Genomic DNA, 15,056 nt, shown 5'->3' with positions numbered 1-15,056 from the left:
CACCGCTTCTGGTACGGATAGAGTTGGAGCGCCGGGCCGGTCACAGGTCGTAAGCCGCCTTGATGACCGTGGCCAGGATGGCCGGGTCGATGGCCCCGGACTTGCCCAGGGCTTCGATCTTCTCGCGCTGTTCCTTCAGCACGCGCTCGCGCGCCTCGGCCGCGATGGCCTTGCGCACGTTCACGTCCACGCGCTTGGAGTCGATGGCATCCTTGGCCGCGCGTGCCAGCTTGCGAGCCGTTTCCACGTCCACGCCTTCTTCGGCGCTTTGCTGGCGCAGGGCCACGTCGGTGACCAGCGTCACCACGGCATTGCTCAACAGGGTGCTGGCCTTCTCTCCCAGGGAATCGCCGAACTCACCCACCAGCGCCTGCGATGCCTGGTCGATCTCGCGCATGCGCGCGGTCAACTCGGCAAAGCCAGCGCCGTAGCGGTGCAGCGCCGAACGCGACAGCTCGGCAGCCGGCTCGCCCGGAAAGTGCGCCTGGAGCGCGGCGATCATTTCGTCCAGCGTAAGGCGGTCTTCGCGCATAAGCTTCTCCACGAAAGCCTTCTGCTCGGCTGGCAGACGGCCCACGCTGGACTTCGCGCGGCGCTTCCGGGAGGCCATTACTTCGGACTCGGCCTGCTCACGCCCGGCACCACGGCGGAGCCTTGCACCACGTCGTGTCCACGGCCAGTCAACACGGCGACCTCTACGCCGGGTACCGCCTCGCTCAGCCGCACCAGGTCCTGGTCGCGCAACCAATACAGATCCGTCAGCACGTCGTCGCGACTGCTCGCAACGCCCATGTGGTGCAGGCCGGCGTGAAGGATGGAGCTGTTGGTCATGTAACCGTTCTGCTCGCTCAGCAAACGCAGCAGGACCAGGCGGCGATCCTCGCGCAGGCGGTCGGCGAAAGTCTTGGTGTTCATCAGTCGTTCTCCAGCAGGTGTTCCTGCACGGTTTGCATCAGGCGGTTCGTCGTCTGGATCTGGCCTTCGATGGAAGACAGGCGCTCGTAGATCTGCCGGGTCTCTGCGTGGGTGAGGTTCTGCTCCTGGTAGACCTCAAGCCGGGTGACACGCGCAACCAGTCCGACATGTCGCCACCACAGCACCATGCCGATGCCGACGTTGATCACGCAGACGATCAGCACCGCGACCAGGAGTGGGACAATCAGGCTGTCCATCAACGGCGCTCCACATCGGAGGCACACGGCTGGCAACGCTTGGTGTGCGGCATGGCTACCAGGCGCGCGGGCGGAATCACTTCGCCGCAGTCCAGGCAGTGGATTTCATCGCTCCGTTGCGCCCAAGCATCGGGCGCCGCCTGGTGGCGCTGGCGTGATTGCAGAAACAGTTCCATTGCACGTTCGTCGTCTTGTACGACCTTGTCGGCCGCATCAATCACGCGCACATCCTTTCGTCGTCGCTCCCGTAGCCCGCAGGGCCTGGCAGTACCAACGCCATGCCGTTGTCTCCCATTCATTGACCGCTTCGTCCAGGCGCGCCTTGCTGCTCCTGCAATCGCGGTGAAGGGCCGCCTCCTGGTCGTGCTGCGCCAGGACCGTGATCGGGTCGCTGCGGGCCAGCAGGGACGGCTCCGGGCACGGCTGGCGCAGATTTGCCGGAATCTCCGGCGGCGGGGGCGATGGCGCAGATGGCACCGGTATTGGCCGAATTCCAGTGACACAGGAACTCAGGGCCAAGGTCAACACGCTCCAGGTCAGGACGCTGCCGGCGCAGCGCCTCCAACGCTTGGAATTGCGCACCCATCCAGCGCCGCAGTTCTTCACGGTCATCTTCTTTCCCCTGTGAAATGGCACTTAAGCGCTTGACGGCCTCGCCAAGCTCCATCGTTTGCTCCACGTGCTGCTGGCGTTGGCCTTCGGCGATGTCAGCCCAGGCTTTCGTGTCTGCGCGCAACTGTGCGTTCTCCGCCAAGGCGTGCTGGCCGTCCTTCCACTTCCAGACCAGGAGTCCACTGCCGATGGCACCCACTACGAACGCGATGGCCGCCGCCAGGAGGAATGCCGGCAGAAGCTCGGCAAGGCGGATTGCGCGGAAGGTATCGCTCAGGGACACACGGCCGTCCCCGGCCAGCCGGCCGCGATGTAGGCGGGTTCCAGCACCAGCAGGATTCGGCGCGGATACCCGACGTTCTCCTTGTGCGGCTCCGAGCCGCGCGCGCGGAAACGCTCCACGTCGCGCCAGTCATTGGCGTTTGCTCGACCGGCCACCGTGAGACCGCGCTCGCGCAGCAACCACTGCTCGCCGCCGTTGTAGCCGCGTAAAGCGAAGTTCCAGCGCGTGCACTCAGTCAACCGGGTATGCCCGATGGGCTGAACCCGGTCCAGCAGCCATTTGTCGTAGATCGCCGCCGCCTTGATGGCCTGCATTGGATCCCAGGGGTCGAATGCGCCCAGTTCCGCCGGGAACTGCTCGGCTATCCACTTCGCAGTGCCCGGCATGAACTGCGCCATGCCCTGCGCCCCCACCGGCGATTTGGCGCGGATGCGCCACGCGCTTTCCTGGTGCAACTGGGCCGCCAGGCGTGCCGGAGAGGCATTGACTCCCCACACATCGGCAGCAACCTGTTCCACGCGATGACGATAGAGCGCCGATGCCTCCGGGATGGCGACACGCTGCTGCGCATCGGCATTGGAGGCCCAGGCCGCGAACAACAGGATGGCCAGGACGATCAGGACGAACACCAGCGCGTCGCGGGCATTGGACATCCTGCTCATCCGATCAGCCCCGCGCCGATGATGGCGGCCGCGATCAGCGTCGCGCGCCGTGTCTGGGCCATCGTCTTTTCGATGCCATCCAGGTATCGCGGGTCGGCGCCCCGAAAGGCGGCCCAGTCGAATCCGTAGCCGAGCGCGAACGCTCCGCTGGTCTTCGACATGAACCACACGTAGGCGCCCAGCTTGGCGGGGTTGAGCACCACCACCACACCCAGCAGCAGCACTGACACCAGCAGCCAGAGCCAAACAAAGCCGATGCGTTCAAGCAGTTGGGTAGCCGGCGCCAACAGGCGCTGGACCTTGTCCAGGAAAGGTTCGTTCAAGTCGTTCTCCCAAGTAGGATGCCGGCGGCGGCCAGGGGGATGGCCGCCGGCGGGAAGCGGGCATGTGAGGCCCGCTATGGGAGCAACGATGCGCGTGCGCGTGATGGGTGCGGGACTAACGCGCGTTAGTGAGGCAATAAAAAGCCCCGCACTAGGCGGGGCTTGGCATCTCGTCATCCGCAACTAGATGATTTGCTTGTCTCCAACATCTAGTGCGTAGATTTTTCCTTCCCTCACAACGCATATGGCCGTGGTGTCGATCATCGCCCCAAAGCCATTTTGCATACGAAGCCCATCGCCATGCTTCCAGATCATGCGGTAACTGGAATCACCCTCCTTCTGTGCGCGTGTGTAAGGCACTTCGGTGCTGCTCGGGTTCTTGGCTGCAAGGCGTATGGCTTCTTGGCATTGTGTGATGGCTACGGCTTCGGGTGAACTCCCGCATGCGGTCAGTATGGCTATTGCTATGCTCGACATAACAATCTGAAAAACCTTCATCACTTCCCCCTTTCCTCATTGAACAAGTCGCCCTGAATCTTGCGATGGTGCAGCGCACGCTGTTGACGAACGATGCGCCATACGTGCTGGTCAGTGAGCTGGTACTCCCTGGCCAACTGGGGGATGTTACCGCGTCGCGCTCGCCGGTAGATTTCGGCGTCTCGCAAGGCGGCACGCAGTTGGTCGCCGCGCGGCAGGTACATCCCCCTGCCACCTTGGTACTCAGCAATCGCCAGCGTCGCCGCTCTCGCCAAACGAAATGCCTCGCCTCCTTCCAGTCCCATGCGCGTGAAGGTGGCCTCCTGCACTTCCACCAACTGCACCAGCCCTTGCGCCCATTTCGAAGCCGGCACGTCGTCCAGGGGGACACTGGTCAAGTCCACGTCCGTGGGCATGCCCAACAGGTCAGTTTGCGTCGTCATCGTTCACTCCGTACTTCGCACGGGCCTTGGCACGCTCGGCCTGGGCCTCCTCGGCGCCGAAGCCACCTGCGCTTTCCATCTGTCGAATCCAGTTCATCTGCCGCTCAAACGGCGTTTCAGCATGGGTTTGCGCTGACGCGCCGCCGAGGTGTTTTCCTACCCTCGCGTTAGCTTCTTTCTGACGCTCAGCTGCGGCATCGGCCTTGTCGGCCAGGCCGTACACCACCGCGCGCAGGTAGTTGTGGGTTTCCAACGGCAGCGCCAGGGCGGCACGCTGGGCCAGCATGGTTTCGATGCCGGTCGCCCACATGGCAGGCGTCGCGGGGCGGCGCACCCCGCTGCGCTCGTCTTTGCAGACGGTGCTGGCAGCGACTAGGGCGGCCAGCTCCTGCGTCAGCTTCACCGCGCGCGACAACCGGAGCGCGCTCTTGCCCGGCTTGAACAGGCCCAGATAGCCGATGGCTGCGCGGCCCAGTTCGGGCTGCATTTCGGCCAATAGTGCAGCCAGGCGCTTGCCATCGTCCTCGGCAAAGAAGGCCGACAGGTGCGCCTGGGCGCCGCAATCGGGGCAGGTGGCGCGCATTAGGGCTCCTCCTGTCCACGCCGGCGATGATGCAGGCATGTCTCCACCCGCCTCACAAGGTCACCAGCATTCGCGGCTGCGCAGACTAATTCTGCATACTGCCGATCGAACATGATGACTTCGCCGGTTTCCGTGCTGCATTGGGAGCCGTGCTTGCCCACGACACGATGCGCCAGGATTGCCGTGCCATCGCTGTTATGAAAACTTGTAGCCCAAGTATCGACGACGAAAGGGCCGGCCGCGTTCCATGCGATGCGCCAGCGATTGCTCGGGGCTCCGTCACATGAGAGCGGCATCATTTCCCCCTGCGATTCGCATCTACTTGCAGCGCCGCCACCAGCTTGTGGAGCTGGTCGTGTCGCAGCCACTGGACGCGGGACACCTTGAACATGTGGTCGGCCATTTCGTGGGCATACGCCCAGGGGCGCCTGGCATCAGCCAGGAGCGCTTCGACCTTCCTCAGCATCGGCACCTGGTCAACGTTGGCCGGGCGGCCTGGGAAGCGCTTGCGGCGCTCCTTTCGGCCTTCTTCCCTGAAACCCTGGCGGACCATCTCGGCGATGACCGCATTGCGTTGAGCGACGCTCATCATGGCCGAGGAGTCATGCCCGCCCACCCGGCGCAGCAGGCTGCGATAGGTGTCCTCATCCAGGCCCAGGGCCTTCTTGCCCAGGTGGATGCGCACGATTTGCTGTTGGCGCAGATTTCTCACTGCTCTATCTCCCTTTCTTCGAAAGCAACGGCCACGCGCAGGTATGGGACACCCATTTCCACCATCAGCAGGCATTCGCCCTTGGACTGGCGCCGCGTCCAGGAGCCGTCGGTACGTTGGTTCCGGTAGTACATCGGGGGCGGCCGCCCCTCGAAAAAATCCGCCTGTTTGCTCGGGTTGTGACCGGTGTTCATGCCTGCCTCCAGACAGTGACCTGGTGGCCTTCCAGGCGATGCGCGAAGCGGCGGGGTTGCATCGCCGCGGCCAACCAGGGGAAACGGCGATGCAGCGCCCGGCGCAAGCGCCATGCGTTCGCATGCTTCAGGTGGCCGAAGTAGCTGCTGGCGCGCGCCTGTATCAACCGGAAGTCCTCCGGTGTGCCTTGCAGCGTGCGCCCGCGCACGTGGGCCGCTTCCCAGGCCGCCAGCGCTGCGCGGGCGTTGCCTACGACGCGGCGACGGGCCAGCCGGTGCGTCGGGAACACGACGTATCCCAGAAAGTCCAGGCCATCGGTGAGGCGGCGCAGCCGGATTTCCGATTTCAGGCCCAGGTGCAGGGTCTCGCCCAGGAACCGCTCTATCCTGGCCAGCCACGCCTGGAGCTGCTCACGGCTCTCATGGAACAGCACGAAGTCGTCCACGAAGCGGATGTAACGGCGGACCTTCAGCTGGTGCTTGCAAAACTGGTCCAGCTCGTTCATCAGCACCTCCGCCAGGAACTGGCTGGGGTAGTTGCCGCTGGGCATCCCGCAGCCGGCCGGCGCGTTCTTCAAACGCTTGTGAGGCGGCACCAGGGCGTACTCGGCGGCCGTACCGCGATAGTCCACCCTGGCGTGCAGGGGAGAGCGGCGCAGCAGTGCATGCGCCACCTGCATCGACCGGCGTGGTAGGCCGGCACGCTGCATGCGGCGCTTCAATAACTGCCACAAGATGGCGCGGGGCACCGTGTTGAAGAAATTGTGGATGTCGAGCTGGAGATACCAGCCTCCACTCTGTCCGGACTCAACCTCACGCATGAACTGCTGCGCACGCTCGACGGCCGCATGCACGCCCTTGCCTCTGCGCCCTGCGTAGGCGTCGTGGATGAAGACGCGCGCGTACACCGGCTCCAGCTGCGCAATCAGCCAGTGATGGGCGACGCGGTCCGCGAAGTGCGGCGCGTGAATTTCCCGGGCTTTCGGCTTGACCGCCATAAAGCTGGTGGAGCGACGGGGCGACCAGGTGCCGCCAACAATCTGCCGGGCCAGCGCCAGCAGGTTGTCCGTCAGGCGCGCTTCGAACTGCATCTGACCCCAGCTCGGCACCTTGTGCCGCCGGGCCTGCTGCCACGCGCGATAGAGCGCGTGGAATACCTCTTCCAACTCCCCCTGAAACTTACCGGCCGGACGAACCGCCAGCGCCCAACCCTCGTTGTCGAGGTTGTTGTCGTTGACGTCGCCGTTGTTGAAGTTGACGAACCACGCGGCCGAGGCCGGAGCCCACGCAGCCGCTTTCCCGCAATCTTGCGACCCGGCCGTGCATCCGTTGCGGTAGCGCGGCGTCGTCATGGCTTGGCCCCACGATTGGAGGCGTTGCGGGCACTCAGTTTCTGGCCACGCTGTGCATGACCACCCTCGGTCTGCACATTCTGGGCACTAGGGGAGAGCGAGTTGTGCCAGCCACCCACCTGGGCGCCCAGCTGCTCGGCCTGGAGCGCCAGCGGGAAGTGCTCACGCTTCCCGCTGAATGCCTCCAGCCGCTTGCACAGCGTCATGCAGAGCTTTAGGTCATCCACCTTCCAGCGGAGCCGATCGACCAAGTAGCGCTGCTGGCGCCTGTCGCGCCAGGCGCGGTTCGCCAGCGAGTACACCTCGAATGCAAGGTCGTTGAGCCGCGCACCGACACCGTGGCGGTGCCGGCGCGCGGGGAAGCGTTCGACGGCGCGCTCGATGGCGAGCCACAAGTTCTCTGCGGCCTTCATTATCGGCGGCGGTTGGAAGCGTGATGTCACTGGATGCCCTCAGCAAATAGGCCAATTACTGACCGGCCGGACGAACCGCCAGCGCCCAACCCTCGTAGTCGAGGTTGCCGTCGACGACGCCGCCGTCGTTGAAGTAGACGAACCACGCGGCCGAGGCCGGAGCCCACGCAGCCGGCGTGCTGGTCGCGTGCCAGCCGGGCTTGATGCCGGGGAACAGGTTGGTATCGACCGCCGGGTCATGGCGGTCGCGGCGGATGATGGACGCAGCTTCGTTCACGTCGGCCATGCGCCAGTTGCCGCCCAGCACGTCGAGCCCGGCCACCGCTTCCTTCAGCTTCTCCTGTCGCGCGCGCTTACCGTTGACGCCGATGGACTGCGGGTAGAGCAGGAGGTTGCGCGTGGTGTCCAGTACGGCCACGTGGTCGGTGCGCTGGTCAGTCATCGGCACCTGCGTGCCGTCGGCCAGTACCTTGAAATACTGCCCGGTCGCGGGCGCGATTTTGAGCTGTGCGTTCATGGGGTTTTCCTTGAATGATGTGGATGCAAAAGGCCAACTACTGACCGGCCGGACGAACCGCCAGCGCCCAACCCTCGAGGTCGAGGTCGTCGTCGAAGACGCCGCCGTAGTTGAAGTTGACGAACCACGCGGCCGAGGCCGGAGCCCACGCAGCCGGCGTACTGGTCGCGTGCCAGCCGGGCTTGATGCCGGGGAACAGGTTGATATCCACCGCCGGGTTGAATCGCGACAGGTCGAGAATCGACTCGGCCTCCTCGCGCGAGGCCATCCGCCAACCACCGCCCAGCATGTCGAGCTTGGCGACAGCCGTCGGCAGCTTCTTGGCGGGTGCGGGCTTTCCTTTCACACCGATGGAATGCGGGTGGATATGCAAGTTGCGAATCGTGTCCAGCACCGCGACGTGGTCGGTGCGCGGGTTGCTGGCGTGCACCTGCGTGCCGTCGGCCAGCACCTTGAAATACTGCTGCGTTGCGTTCATTCGGCGGGTTCCTTGTTGATGAAACGGACCATGTGCCCGGCACCGTCAACACGGACCATGTGCCAGGGAAAAATATCGCCGCGCAGATCGATGTAGCGCGCGGCCCGCAGCGCCTTGTCCACGCAGCGCTGCTGCTCTTCCTCGCTCTCGGCGCCGAAGGGTTCGGCGCGCGTCAGGTCGTAGACGGTGAAGCCTTTCGAGTGGGCGATACCCTTGGCGTACAACTCCACATCCGAGCGCACCGCGTCGTCGGCGATTTGCAGGGCGTTCCACAGCACCTGCATACCCAGTGCCTTCATCTGCTCGCGCCGCGTCTTCCAATCCGTCGCGTCGCTGCCCTGATCGGTGCCGGCGCTCATGCCTGCACCGCCTCAATCTGGCTTTCGTGCGGCACCACGACGAAGTCTTCTTTCTGGCTGACCGTGACCCCGCCGACTTGCTTGGCCACGTCCAATTCCTTGAGCATGGCTTCCTTGTCCACCTCCTCCTTCGCGCGCACGAAGCGCTGAAGGCCCAACTTCTTCAGCGTCTGGAGGACGGCCTCCGCACCGCGGATGGCGATGGACGGCGGGCGCAGGCGCCACTTGACCACGCCCGTGGCGAACTCATGGAACTTGACCTTGCCGTCCTGCGTCAGCGTGGCGCGGTTGGCTTCGCACCACAGGTGCAAACCCTTCGTCAGCTCGGTGATTTCGTCGCCGAGCGGCTTGGCTTCGGTGTCGTGCTTGGACTTCACCTCAGCCATTTCATCGTTCATCGCCGTCTCGATGCGCAGGCGTTCGCGCTGGAGCCGCCCCAGCTTGGCAATGGCTTCGTTCACTTCGTCGCGGCTCTGCGGGACCCAGTGCTCGATGGCGGCAACCTTGGTGCGGGTGGATTTCTTCGTCATGTGCTGTCTCTGTCGTTTTTGGTGCCGCCGGGCGGCCATGTGTTCTCGCGGGGTTGGATCAGGTGGCGAGCTGACGCGCCGCGCGATGGGTAGCGTTGTTGGCGATGACCAGGTCGGCGATGAACGCGTGGGACAGCCGCTCGCGGCAGGCATCCTCAAGCGCGTCCTGCAAGTCCTGGACGATGGCGCTCAGGCGCTCGGCCAGCGCGCAAGGAATGACCGGCTTCTGGGCGCGTGCGTGGATGAGCCCATCCGCTTCAAGTTGCGATGAGCCTTCCGAGTCATCCAGCAGGTCGATGGGTGGGGCGGGGAGACAAGCGGGACGCACTTCCACCTGCGGCGGCACCACTGATTCGGGAACCCAGGCGGTCTTTCCTGTGGGTGTGGCTTTCGCACGCACCTTCTTGGCTGACCACTCCGGGTTGTTTGTCCAGCGAATGTGGCCCGCGATGTCGGCACGCACGAACACGCCATCCAGCTCCCCAGTTCGCATGAACGCCGCGACCGCGCTCGTTCCCGCATGCGATACGCCTCGCGCCTTCAACTTGTCGGAAATCTCCCGGCTGCTGAGGTTGTCGTCAGCGGCTTCCAGCACGTCCTGGATGTGCTGGCGAATGGTCTTCGTGCTAGCCATGCAGCACCGCCTGGGCGCCCAGCGCCAGCGCAGCGCCCAGCACCATGAAAGCGACACCGGCCAGGGCGGACACCAGGCCGGCGCCGTGGAAGCGGGGGTCGTCAAAGCGCCTGTTCTTCATTGGAGGTTCCTTCGTCGAAACGGGTAATGACCACGGCCGGGACCGGGTCGGGTGAGACGTGGGCCAGCACCTGCACCACGTAGCGGGGTTCCTTGTCGCTTTTGGTCTTCAAACCAGCGTGGCCGAGCGCCTCTTCCAAGCCTTCGAAGGCGGCGCTGCTGCCGGCGATGTGCTCGGCGCGCACGACCAGGAAACGGTTGTCAGGCATGGCTCACCGCCCGTGCCTGGCGGCACTCCAGGAACCACTCCAACTGCACGCCGAAGTAACGCGCAGCCATCACCCGCGTGATGCCACCGGCTGGGTTGCGGAAGCGGCTCTTGCAGACGCCCTGCACGAACGGCGGCGGTGCCATGACAATGACAGTGGTGTGGCGCGGACCGGCAATCAGGCGCAAGACCTTGCAACCCGATTCCTCCAGCCTCTGGACCGCTTCGATGGCGCGTTGAAGGCGTGCCGAGACCTCTCCGACGACGGGCGTAGTGACGATGTTGGATTCCGTATGCATGTGTTTCATCAGGCAGGCTCCTCGATGTGACGCAGTGCGTTGAGCAAGCGCGCGGCAGCGCTGTAGCTGATGCCGCGCAGAAAGGCATGGACGGGCATGCCGTACTGCGGCGCTAGTTCTGCACGCTTGAGTACGGCTGCGTGCTGGTCGGTGACGTAGGCGGTCGGCAGGCCGGTATCTTTCAGCGCTTCCCGGATGCGGGCGCGTTGCAAGAAGGTGCTGGTGGCGACAGTGGTGGCACTCACCGGGGACTCTCCCGCCGGATGATGGTCACCAGCTCATCCACGGTGAGTTCGCCGGCAGCCTTGCCGGTATCCACCACGGACTGCACCACCGCGCACTTGAAGCGCAGGCTGCCCATCGCGAAGGCGCTGACCGCATCGCCGGCGATGATCAGGTCGGCGGTCGCCTGGCTGATGGCCACGCCCCGGGACGGCGGCAGGGTGAATGCGAGCGCGCTCACTCGTACACCCCCAGCTCGCGCGCAGCGACGTGGATGTCATCGCACGACAGCTTGTGGTTCTGCGCCTTGGCGTAGGCGGCGGCCAGGCGCAGCACCTTGTTGAGCTGCCTCAGCGCGCCGGGTTTGTTGGCGATGGCGCGCAGGGCATCGCGGCAACGGGCATCTTCGAAACCCCAGGCGTCGATGATGGCGTCGGCGTCCTTCGCCGTGGCCTTGCGCAGGATGATCTTCTGTCCTACGCGGGAATACAGGCGGTCGAGGAACGGCGCGCGCGTGCCGCCGGTCATTTGCGTGTAGACGCGCTCGTTGCCGGAAAGCACCAGGCCGATACCGCCCTGGTCGAGAATCGCGCGTACCTGGTCGAGCGCCTTCACCGTCAGGTGCTGGGCTTCGTCCAGAATCAGCAGGCCATTGGTGTGCCGGACCTTGGACAAGATGGTGCGGAACAGATGCCCGCTGGTACGGGCGTAGTCGCGCACACCCAGGGCGATGACGATTTCCTCCATCGCGGTGATTTCGCCGCCAGTGGCCGGCGTCAACTCGACCGACCACACGTTCGGCTGCATCGACTGGTATTTCTCGATGGTCTTGGTCTTGCCGACGCCGGCGCCGCCGAGAATCAGCACCAGGTCCTGGGCCATCTGGGCATAACGAAGCCCGCTCATGATGCGGGCGCTGGTCGGCGTTTCTGCCCAAGCCGGCGGCTGCGGCAGCCCGCCATCCTTGTTGCGCTCCTCGTAGCTGCGGTGCCACGCGCGCAGCTTTTTGGCGATGGCCTGGTGGCTGCCGGGATAGGTGCCGCCCATCCACTGGCTGAGCGTGCTGGTGGACACGTCGGATTCCTTTGCGACGCGGGCCTGCGAGTAGGCGCCGTCCTTCTCCAGGACCGTGCGGATGCTCTCGCGCAGCGCATCCAGTTCCTGCTGCGTGATTTCGGGTTGTAGTGTGGTGATGTTCGACATGGACTCCCCTGGGGTCATGCGTTGGTGGACTAGAAGTGGTTGTTTCAGCGGCGGGCAGCGAGGCGGCGTCTTCTGCTGCAGGCGTTCACGCCAGCGCAGCACGCGGCTGCCGGGGCGACCTTTAAGGTCCCAGTGAGGTGCGTAGGGCTTCATGCGTCGTCCTCCGGCGCGCGCCAGCCGAACTGCGCGTTCTGCTGGGCTTGGGTGCGCGCGAGGTAATCGCCTAGTGCGCTGACGCGGGCGTCATCGGTGCCGGTGCGTGCGAGCGACTCGGACTGCGACTCGGGCTTGGGGCGGCATTTGCCGAACATGGGCGCGACGACGCCGGCCGGCGGCAGCTCCTCGGGCGCAGCCGCCGGCAATTGCTGGACCAGGGTGGCCAGGTCCATACGGCGCTCGGCTTCCAGTTGCTTCTTCGTGGCGTTGCGGTGCTGGGTCTTTGCGCGCGCGTGATCCCGCGCGGCCTGGGTGTCGGCGAAGCCGACGGCGGCGGCGCATTCGGCCTCGCCCAGGTACACGTTCGCGAGGGTGTAGACCTGCACGCTGGTGTGGAGCGCGTCGGGATCGAAGCGCAGCATCACTTTCTTCCCCGCGTGGGCGGCCAACTGCTCGGACCAGTAGCGGTTTCCGCTCAGCTTCACGCTGCCATCGAACGCATCTGCCTTGACCACCTCGGCCGCGAGGAGCATTTCGCGCAATTGGGCGTCGGTGGCCTTGCGAATCTGCGATTGCGCGTAGCTGTGGTTGAAAACCTGGTCAAAGCTGTATTTCCCGTCGCAAATGCGGCTGCGGCGGCCCTCGCGGGCGTTGTGCGCCACGATCTCGGTGTTGAGGACGCGCACGAAGGTATCCAGTGGTACCGCCTTGCTGCCGTAGTTCTCCGGCTTGGCGTCCGGCTTGTTGCCGGTGTAGGCGCCTGCGAACTCAGGGTGCTTGGCAATGTAGTCGCACATGTCCCGCCAGGCGCGCTCAATGGGCTTGGCCTGACCGTGATACGGCGTGGTCCAGTGGATCTCGTCCACCAGCGTGGTCAGGATGCCCAGCGGGTCTTCCTGCTTCACCTTGAAGCGGAACCGGTTGGCCACGCCGCCGGTGATGTACTTGCTCGCGAAGGCGCGACCGTTGTCCAGCCAGACTTTCGAGGGGATGCCGTATCGTTCGATGGCGTCGCGGAACGCCAGGCGGACCAGGTCGGACGATTCCGTTTCAGCGACGCGGTAGCCGAGAATCTTGCCGCTGTAGAGATCCTGCACGCCAACCAGGATCGGGCGGGCAATGGTGCCGTCTGGCCAGCGCACGAACACGTCGAACTTGTGACCATCGGCGTTGACCGCCTCCAGCGCATGGAACACGCTGCGGTCGCGTTCCTGCGCCGGGAAGGTGCGGTCAAACGCTTCGCGCCCTTGCCGCGCCATGATCAGCACACCGCGCGGCAGTTCTCGCTCGATGCGGCGCATGAAGGTGCGCAGGTGCGGAATCGCCCAGCCCTTGACCTTGGCGACGCGCTGCAAGCGCTCATAGCAGCTCGTCGCCGATGGGGCTTCGACGCGCAGGTAATCGGTTTTGAAGAAGTCCCAGGCCTCGGCCGGAATATCGACCGTGGCCGTGCGGCCAGCATATTCCGGCAGCAGCATCGCCATGCGGTGCTGTTTCTCAACGCCGCTCACGTCGCTGGCCCACCGGTAGAGGCTGGCGACGCTGGCGCCGCGCACGTTCTCGCGTGCGAGCTGAGAGGCCACGGCTTTGCGCGCTTCCAGCGGGCTATGGCCTTCGCCAACCAGGCGTTCCACTGCTTGTAGCGCCTGCAGGCGCCGCGCGGCCACATCCTTGATGTGCTGCGGTGCGGCTTCGTAGCGCGTCCAGGCGTCGTGGAGCTGCGCTTCGGACACGGAGGTCTTGCCTAGGCGCTTCGGCTGGGTGCCGATGGCCACCGCCACCGGACGGCGGGAGAGCAGCAGCGCGGCCTGCGTGGCGGCAGGCAGGCTGGTGAGCGGGTACTCAAACCCTTTGCCCTTCGTCCTTCTGCGAGCCGTCCAGCCGCCGCGCTCGGCCATCTTGCGCACACCGCGCTCAGTGGTCGGCATGCCGGGCTTTCCGGCGAGCGCTGCGGCACTGAACCACTCGATGGAAGCGGCGCGATCACCGTCGGCCATCAGCCCATCCTCCGGCGCAGATCCTGGGCGGCGCGCAGGCGATCACGCATGCCATCCATCTCGGACTGCATGCGGCCGATCTCTGCGTCCAGCGCCGCCGGCCCCATGAGGAAGCGGCCACCGCGCTTGCCGGCATGCCAGTCCGTCAGCAACGTGGAGCGGCAGACATGCTCGATGGCAACGACCGTCCAGAAAGGCAGATTGAACGCGTCGCGGCTCTCGGCCGTGTAGCCGTCCAGCATGGCCTTGCTGACTTCCTTGCCGACCAGGCGGGAGACATTGGCCGCCACCCAGTAGCGGTCGTGCTCTGGGTTGTCGGCCTGCGTCTCGGCCAGCATCTGGCTCAACAGGCAAGAAACCTCGGTGCGGAAGTCCAGGGCGCCCGGCGCTGCCTGGACGGGTTGGGGAATCGCGGCGAAGAGGTCGCCCGTGCCCGCGTCGCTGCGACGGCGGCGCATCAGGCGACCTCCTCACCACACACGCTCGCGCAGGCAGTGTCTTTTTCACCCGCCACGCGGGAAACCTGCTCACGTGCTGCCGGGGTTTTCGCGCTGAAGGTGGACGCGGGGCACTGACCGGCTGATCCCCGCCCGTTGACCTGGGCCAGGCTGTTTGAAAGGGCGTTCTGGCGGCTGACCAGGTCGTCGATGACACTTGCCATGACCTCGTGCGTGGCCATTGCATACAGGCGCAGTTGCCTGCTCTGGTCTTCGGTCAAGCAGCCGTCAATGCGCGCGCGCGCGAACAGGGCGTCGGCATTGGTGGTGTTGACCCCGCACCGGTGCAGGACCGCGGATACGGCGCTGGCATCGCCCGCCAGTTGCACCAACTGGGCGGTATTCATGCAGCCACCCGCTTTTGTGGATTGCGCGACACGGTCGGGCTGGTAGGCTGGTCATCGGCCAGCTTCATGCCCAGGGCCACGGCAATGTCGTGGGCCTTGCCGTAGCGAGCCTTGTGCTGGCCATTCAGCACCCGGTAGACCTCGTTCCGGGTGTACCCGTGGGTTTCTGCCCATTGGGTGGTGGTGATGCCCTGCGTACGCAGGCGCTGCTTGACCTGTTCTGGAGTCAAAGCCTTCTTGGGGCGGGACATGTCGGGCGGCTC

Annotated in this window: 29 protein-coding genes; all 29 read right to left on the bottom strand. The window is 65.2% G+C overall.

Going from position 1 to position 15,056, the window contains the following annotated elements:
- Positions 1-40 precede the first annotated feature (40 nt).
- The 29 genes from AAG688_RS11180 to AAG688_RS11040 all read right to left on the bottom strand — a co-directional run bounded on the left by AAG688_RS11180 (position 41) and on the right by AAG688_RS11040 (position 15,044).
- Entirely contained in the window at positions 41-610 is a 570-nt protein-coding gene (locus AAG688_RS11180) for a phage protein Gp27 family protein (protein WP_411832313.1), read from the bottom strand.
- Complete coding sequence (locus AAG688_RS11175) at positions 610-915, bottom strand: ArsR family transcriptional regulator (RefSeq protein WP_411832312.1); 306 nt, start codon at positions 913-915, stop codon at positions 610-612. Before AAG688_RS11175 ends, AAG688_RS11180 begins: the two co-directional genes overlap by 1 nt.
- Positions 915-1,172: a hypothetical protein gene (locus AAG688_RS11170; protein ID WP_411832311.1), complete on the bottom strand. Its 258-nt coding sequence runs from the start codon at positions 1,170-1,172 to the stop codon at positions 915-917. Before AAG688_RS11170 ends, AAG688_RS11175 begins: the two co-directional genes overlap by 1 nt.
- Positions 1,172-1,393 carry a TraR/DksA C4-type zinc finger protein gene (locus AAG688_RS11165; protein WP_411832310.1) on the bottom strand — a complete coding sequence of 74 codons (222 nt, stop codon included), beginning with the start codon at positions 1,391-1,393 and terminating at the stop codon, positions 1,172-1,174. Before AAG688_RS11165 ends, AAG688_RS11170 begins: the two co-directional genes overlap by 1 nt.
- 74 nt (positions 1,394-1,467) lie before the next feature.
- The gene (locus AAG688_RS11160) at positions 1,468-2,067 is read right to left on the bottom strand and encodes a hypothetical protein (RefSeq protein ID WP_411832309.1); all 600 of its coding nucleotides are present in this window, start codon (positions 2,065-2,067) and stop codon (positions 1,468-1,470) included.
- Positions 2,058-2,720, bottom strand: a complete 663-nt coding sequence (locus AAG688_RS11155; protein ID WP_411832308.1) for a transglycosylase SLT domain-containing protein — start codon at positions 2,718-2,720, stop codon at positions 2,058-2,060. Before AAG688_RS11155 ends, AAG688_RS11160 begins: the two co-directional genes overlap by 10 nt.
- Before the next feature lie 5 nt (positions 2,721-2,725).
- Positions 2,726-3,052 carry a hypothetical protein gene (locus tag AAG688_RS11150; protein ID WP_411832307.1) on the bottom strand — a complete coding sequence of 109 codons (327 nt, stop codon included), beginning with the start codon at positions 3,050-3,052 and terminating at the stop codon, positions 2,726-2,728.
- Between the two features lie 183 nt (positions 3,053-3,235).
- Complete coding sequence (locus AAG688_RS11145; protein WP_411832306.1) at positions 3,236-3,550, bottom strand: hypothetical protein; 315 nt, start codon at positions 3,548-3,550, stop codon at positions 3,236-3,238.
- Positions 3,550-3,972 carry a Mor transcription activator family protein gene (locus AAG688_RS11140; protein WP_411832305.1) on the bottom strand — a complete coding sequence of 141 codons (423 nt, stop codon included), beginning with the start codon at positions 3,970-3,972 and terminating at the stop codon, positions 3,550-3,552. Before AAG688_RS11140 ends, AAG688_RS11145 begins: the two co-directional genes overlap by 1 nt.
- On the bottom strand, positions 3,956-4,555 hold the full coding sequence (locus AAG688_RS11135) for a hypothetical protein (protein ID WP_411832304.1): 600 nt from the start codon (positions 4,553-4,555) through the stop codon (positions 3,956-3,958). The genes AAG688_RS11140 and AAG688_RS11135 overlap by 17 nt, the downstream gene beginning before the upstream one ends.
- Positions 4,556-4,850: 295 nt before the next feature.
- Positions 4,851-5,267 carry a gp16 family protein gene (locus AAG688_RS11130; RefSeq protein WP_411832303.1) on the bottom strand — a complete coding sequence of 139 codons (417 nt, stop codon included), beginning with the start codon at positions 5,265-5,267 and terminating at the stop codon, positions 4,851-4,853.
- Positions 5,264-5,461, bottom strand: a complete 198-nt coding sequence (locus AAG688_RS11125; protein ID WP_411832302.1) for a hypothetical protein — start codon at positions 5,459-5,461, stop codon at positions 5,264-5,266. The genes AAG688_RS11130 and AAG688_RS11125 overlap by 4 nt, the downstream gene beginning before the upstream one ends.
- Positions 5,458-6,813, bottom strand: a complete 1,356-nt coding sequence (locus tag AAG688_RS11120; RefSeq protein ID WP_411832301.1) for a reverse transcriptase domain-containing protein — start codon at positions 6,811-6,813, stop codon at positions 5,458-5,460. Before AAG688_RS11120 ends, AAG688_RS11125 begins: the two co-directional genes overlap by 4 nt.
- Entirely contained in the window at positions 6,810-7,226 is a 417-nt protein-coding gene (locus tag AAG688_RS11115; RefSeq protein WP_411832300.1) for a four helix bundle protein, read from the bottom strand. The genes AAG688_RS11120 and AAG688_RS11115 overlap by 4 nt, the downstream gene beginning before the upstream one ends.
- Before the next feature lie 55 nt (positions 7,227-7,281).
- Positions 7,282-7,743 (bottom strand): DUF1566 domain-containing protein, encoded by a 462-nt coding sequence (locus AAG688_RS11110; protein WP_411832299.1) that lies wholly within the window; start codon positions 7,741-7,743, stop codon positions 7,282-7,284.
- A 37-nt stretch (positions 7,744-7,780) separates the two neighbouring features.
- Positions 7,781-8,221, bottom strand: a complete 441-nt coding sequence (locus AAG688_RS11105) for a DUF1566 domain-containing protein (protein ID WP_411832298.1) — start codon at positions 8,219-8,221, stop codon at positions 7,781-7,783.
- The gene (locus AAG688_RS11100; RefSeq protein ID WP_411832297.1) at positions 8,218-8,580 is read right to left on the bottom strand and encodes a hypothetical protein; all 363 of its coding nucleotides are present in this window, start codon (positions 8,578-8,580) and stop codon (positions 8,218-8,220) included. The genes AAG688_RS11105 and AAG688_RS11100 overlap by 4 nt, the downstream gene beginning before the upstream one ends.
- Positions 8,577-9,110: a host-nuclease inhibitor Gam family protein gene (locus tag AAG688_RS11095; protein WP_411832296.1), complete on the bottom strand. Its 534-nt coding sequence runs from the start codon at positions 9,108-9,110 to the stop codon at positions 8,577-8,579. The genes AAG688_RS11100 and AAG688_RS11095 overlap by 4 nt, the downstream gene beginning before the upstream one ends.
- A 58-nt stretch (positions 9,111-9,168) precedes the next feature.
- Positions 9,169-9,744 carry a hypothetical protein gene (locus tag AAG688_RS11090; RefSeq protein WP_411832295.1) on the bottom strand — a complete coding sequence of 192 codons (576 nt, stop codon included), beginning with the start codon at positions 9,742-9,744 and terminating at the stop codon, positions 9,169-9,171.
- The gene (locus tag AAG688_RS11085) at positions 9,737-9,865 is read right to left on the bottom strand and encodes a hypothetical protein (RefSeq protein WP_411832294.1); all 129 of its coding nucleotides are present in this window, start codon (positions 9,863-9,865) and stop codon (positions 9,737-9,739) included. The genes AAG688_RS11090 and AAG688_RS11085 overlap by 8 nt, the downstream gene beginning before the upstream one ends.
- Positions 9,846-10,073, bottom strand: coding sequence for a hypothetical protein (locus AAG688_RS11080; RefSeq protein WP_411832293.1), 228 nt, complete (start codon positions 10,071-10,073; stop codon positions 9,846-9,848). Before AAG688_RS11080 ends, AAG688_RS11085 begins: the two co-directional genes overlap by 20 nt.
- Positions 10,066-10,380, bottom strand: a complete 315-nt coding sequence (locus AAG688_RS11075; protein WP_411832292.1) for a hypothetical protein — start codon at positions 10,378-10,380, stop codon at positions 10,066-10,068. The genes AAG688_RS11080 and AAG688_RS11075 overlap by 8 nt, the downstream gene beginning before the upstream one ends.
- Entirely contained in the window at positions 10,380-10,616 is a 237-nt protein-coding gene (locus tag AAG688_RS11070) for a hypothetical protein (protein ID WP_411832291.1), read from the bottom strand. The genes AAG688_RS11075 and AAG688_RS11070 overlap by 1 nt, the downstream gene beginning before the upstream one ends.
- Positions 10,613-10,834 carry a hypothetical protein gene (locus AAG688_RS11065; protein ID WP_411832290.1) on the bottom strand — a complete coding sequence of 74 codons (222 nt, stop codon included), beginning with the start codon at positions 10,832-10,834 and terminating at the stop codon, positions 10,613-10,615. Before AAG688_RS11065 ends, AAG688_RS11070 begins: the two co-directional genes overlap by 4 nt.
- On the bottom strand, positions 10,831-11,949 hold the full coding sequence (locus tag AAG688_RS11060; RefSeq protein WP_411832289.1) for an AAA family ATPase: 1,119 nt from the start codon (positions 11,947-11,949) through the stop codon (positions 10,831-10,833). The genes AAG688_RS11065 and AAG688_RS11060 overlap by 4 nt, the downstream gene beginning before the upstream one ends.
- A complete protein-coding gene (locus tag AAG688_RS11055; protein WP_411832288.1) occupies positions 11,946-13,949 on the bottom strand; it encodes a transposase domain-containing protein in 2,004 nt (667 codons plus the stop codon). The genes AAG688_RS11060 and AAG688_RS11055 overlap by 4 nt, the downstream gene beginning before the upstream one ends.
- The gene (locus tag AAG688_RS11050) at positions 13,949-14,407 is read right to left on the bottom strand and encodes a hypothetical protein (protein ID WP_411832287.1); all 459 of its coding nucleotides are present in this window, start codon (positions 14,405-14,407) and stop codon (positions 13,949-13,951) included. The genes AAG688_RS11055 and AAG688_RS11050 overlap by 1 nt, the downstream gene beginning before the upstream one ends.
- On the bottom strand, positions 14,407-14,793 hold the full coding sequence (locus AAG688_RS11045) for a hypothetical protein (RefSeq protein ID WP_411832285.1): 387 nt from the start codon (positions 14,791-14,793) through the stop codon (positions 14,407-14,409). The genes AAG688_RS11050 and AAG688_RS11045 overlap by 1 nt, the downstream gene beginning before the upstream one ends.
- Positions 14,790-15,044 carry a DNA-binding protein gene (locus tag AAG688_RS11040; RefSeq protein ID WP_411832284.1) on the bottom strand — a complete coding sequence of 85 codons (255 nt, stop codon included), beginning with the start codon at positions 15,042-15,044 and terminating at the stop codon, positions 14,790-14,792. The genes AAG688_RS11045 and AAG688_RS11040 overlap by 4 nt, the downstream gene beginning before the upstream one ends.
- Positions 15,045-15,056: the final 12 nt, after the last annotated feature.

The organism is Pseudoxanthomonas mexicana, from assembly GCF_046736355.1.
GTDB classification, from domain to species: domain Bacteria; phylum Pseudomonadota; class Gammaproteobacteria; order Xanthomonadales; family Xanthomonadaceae; genus Pseudoxanthomonas_A; species Pseudoxanthomonas_A mexicana_B.
This window is presented reverse-complemented; position numbering and strand designations above follow the sequence as displayed.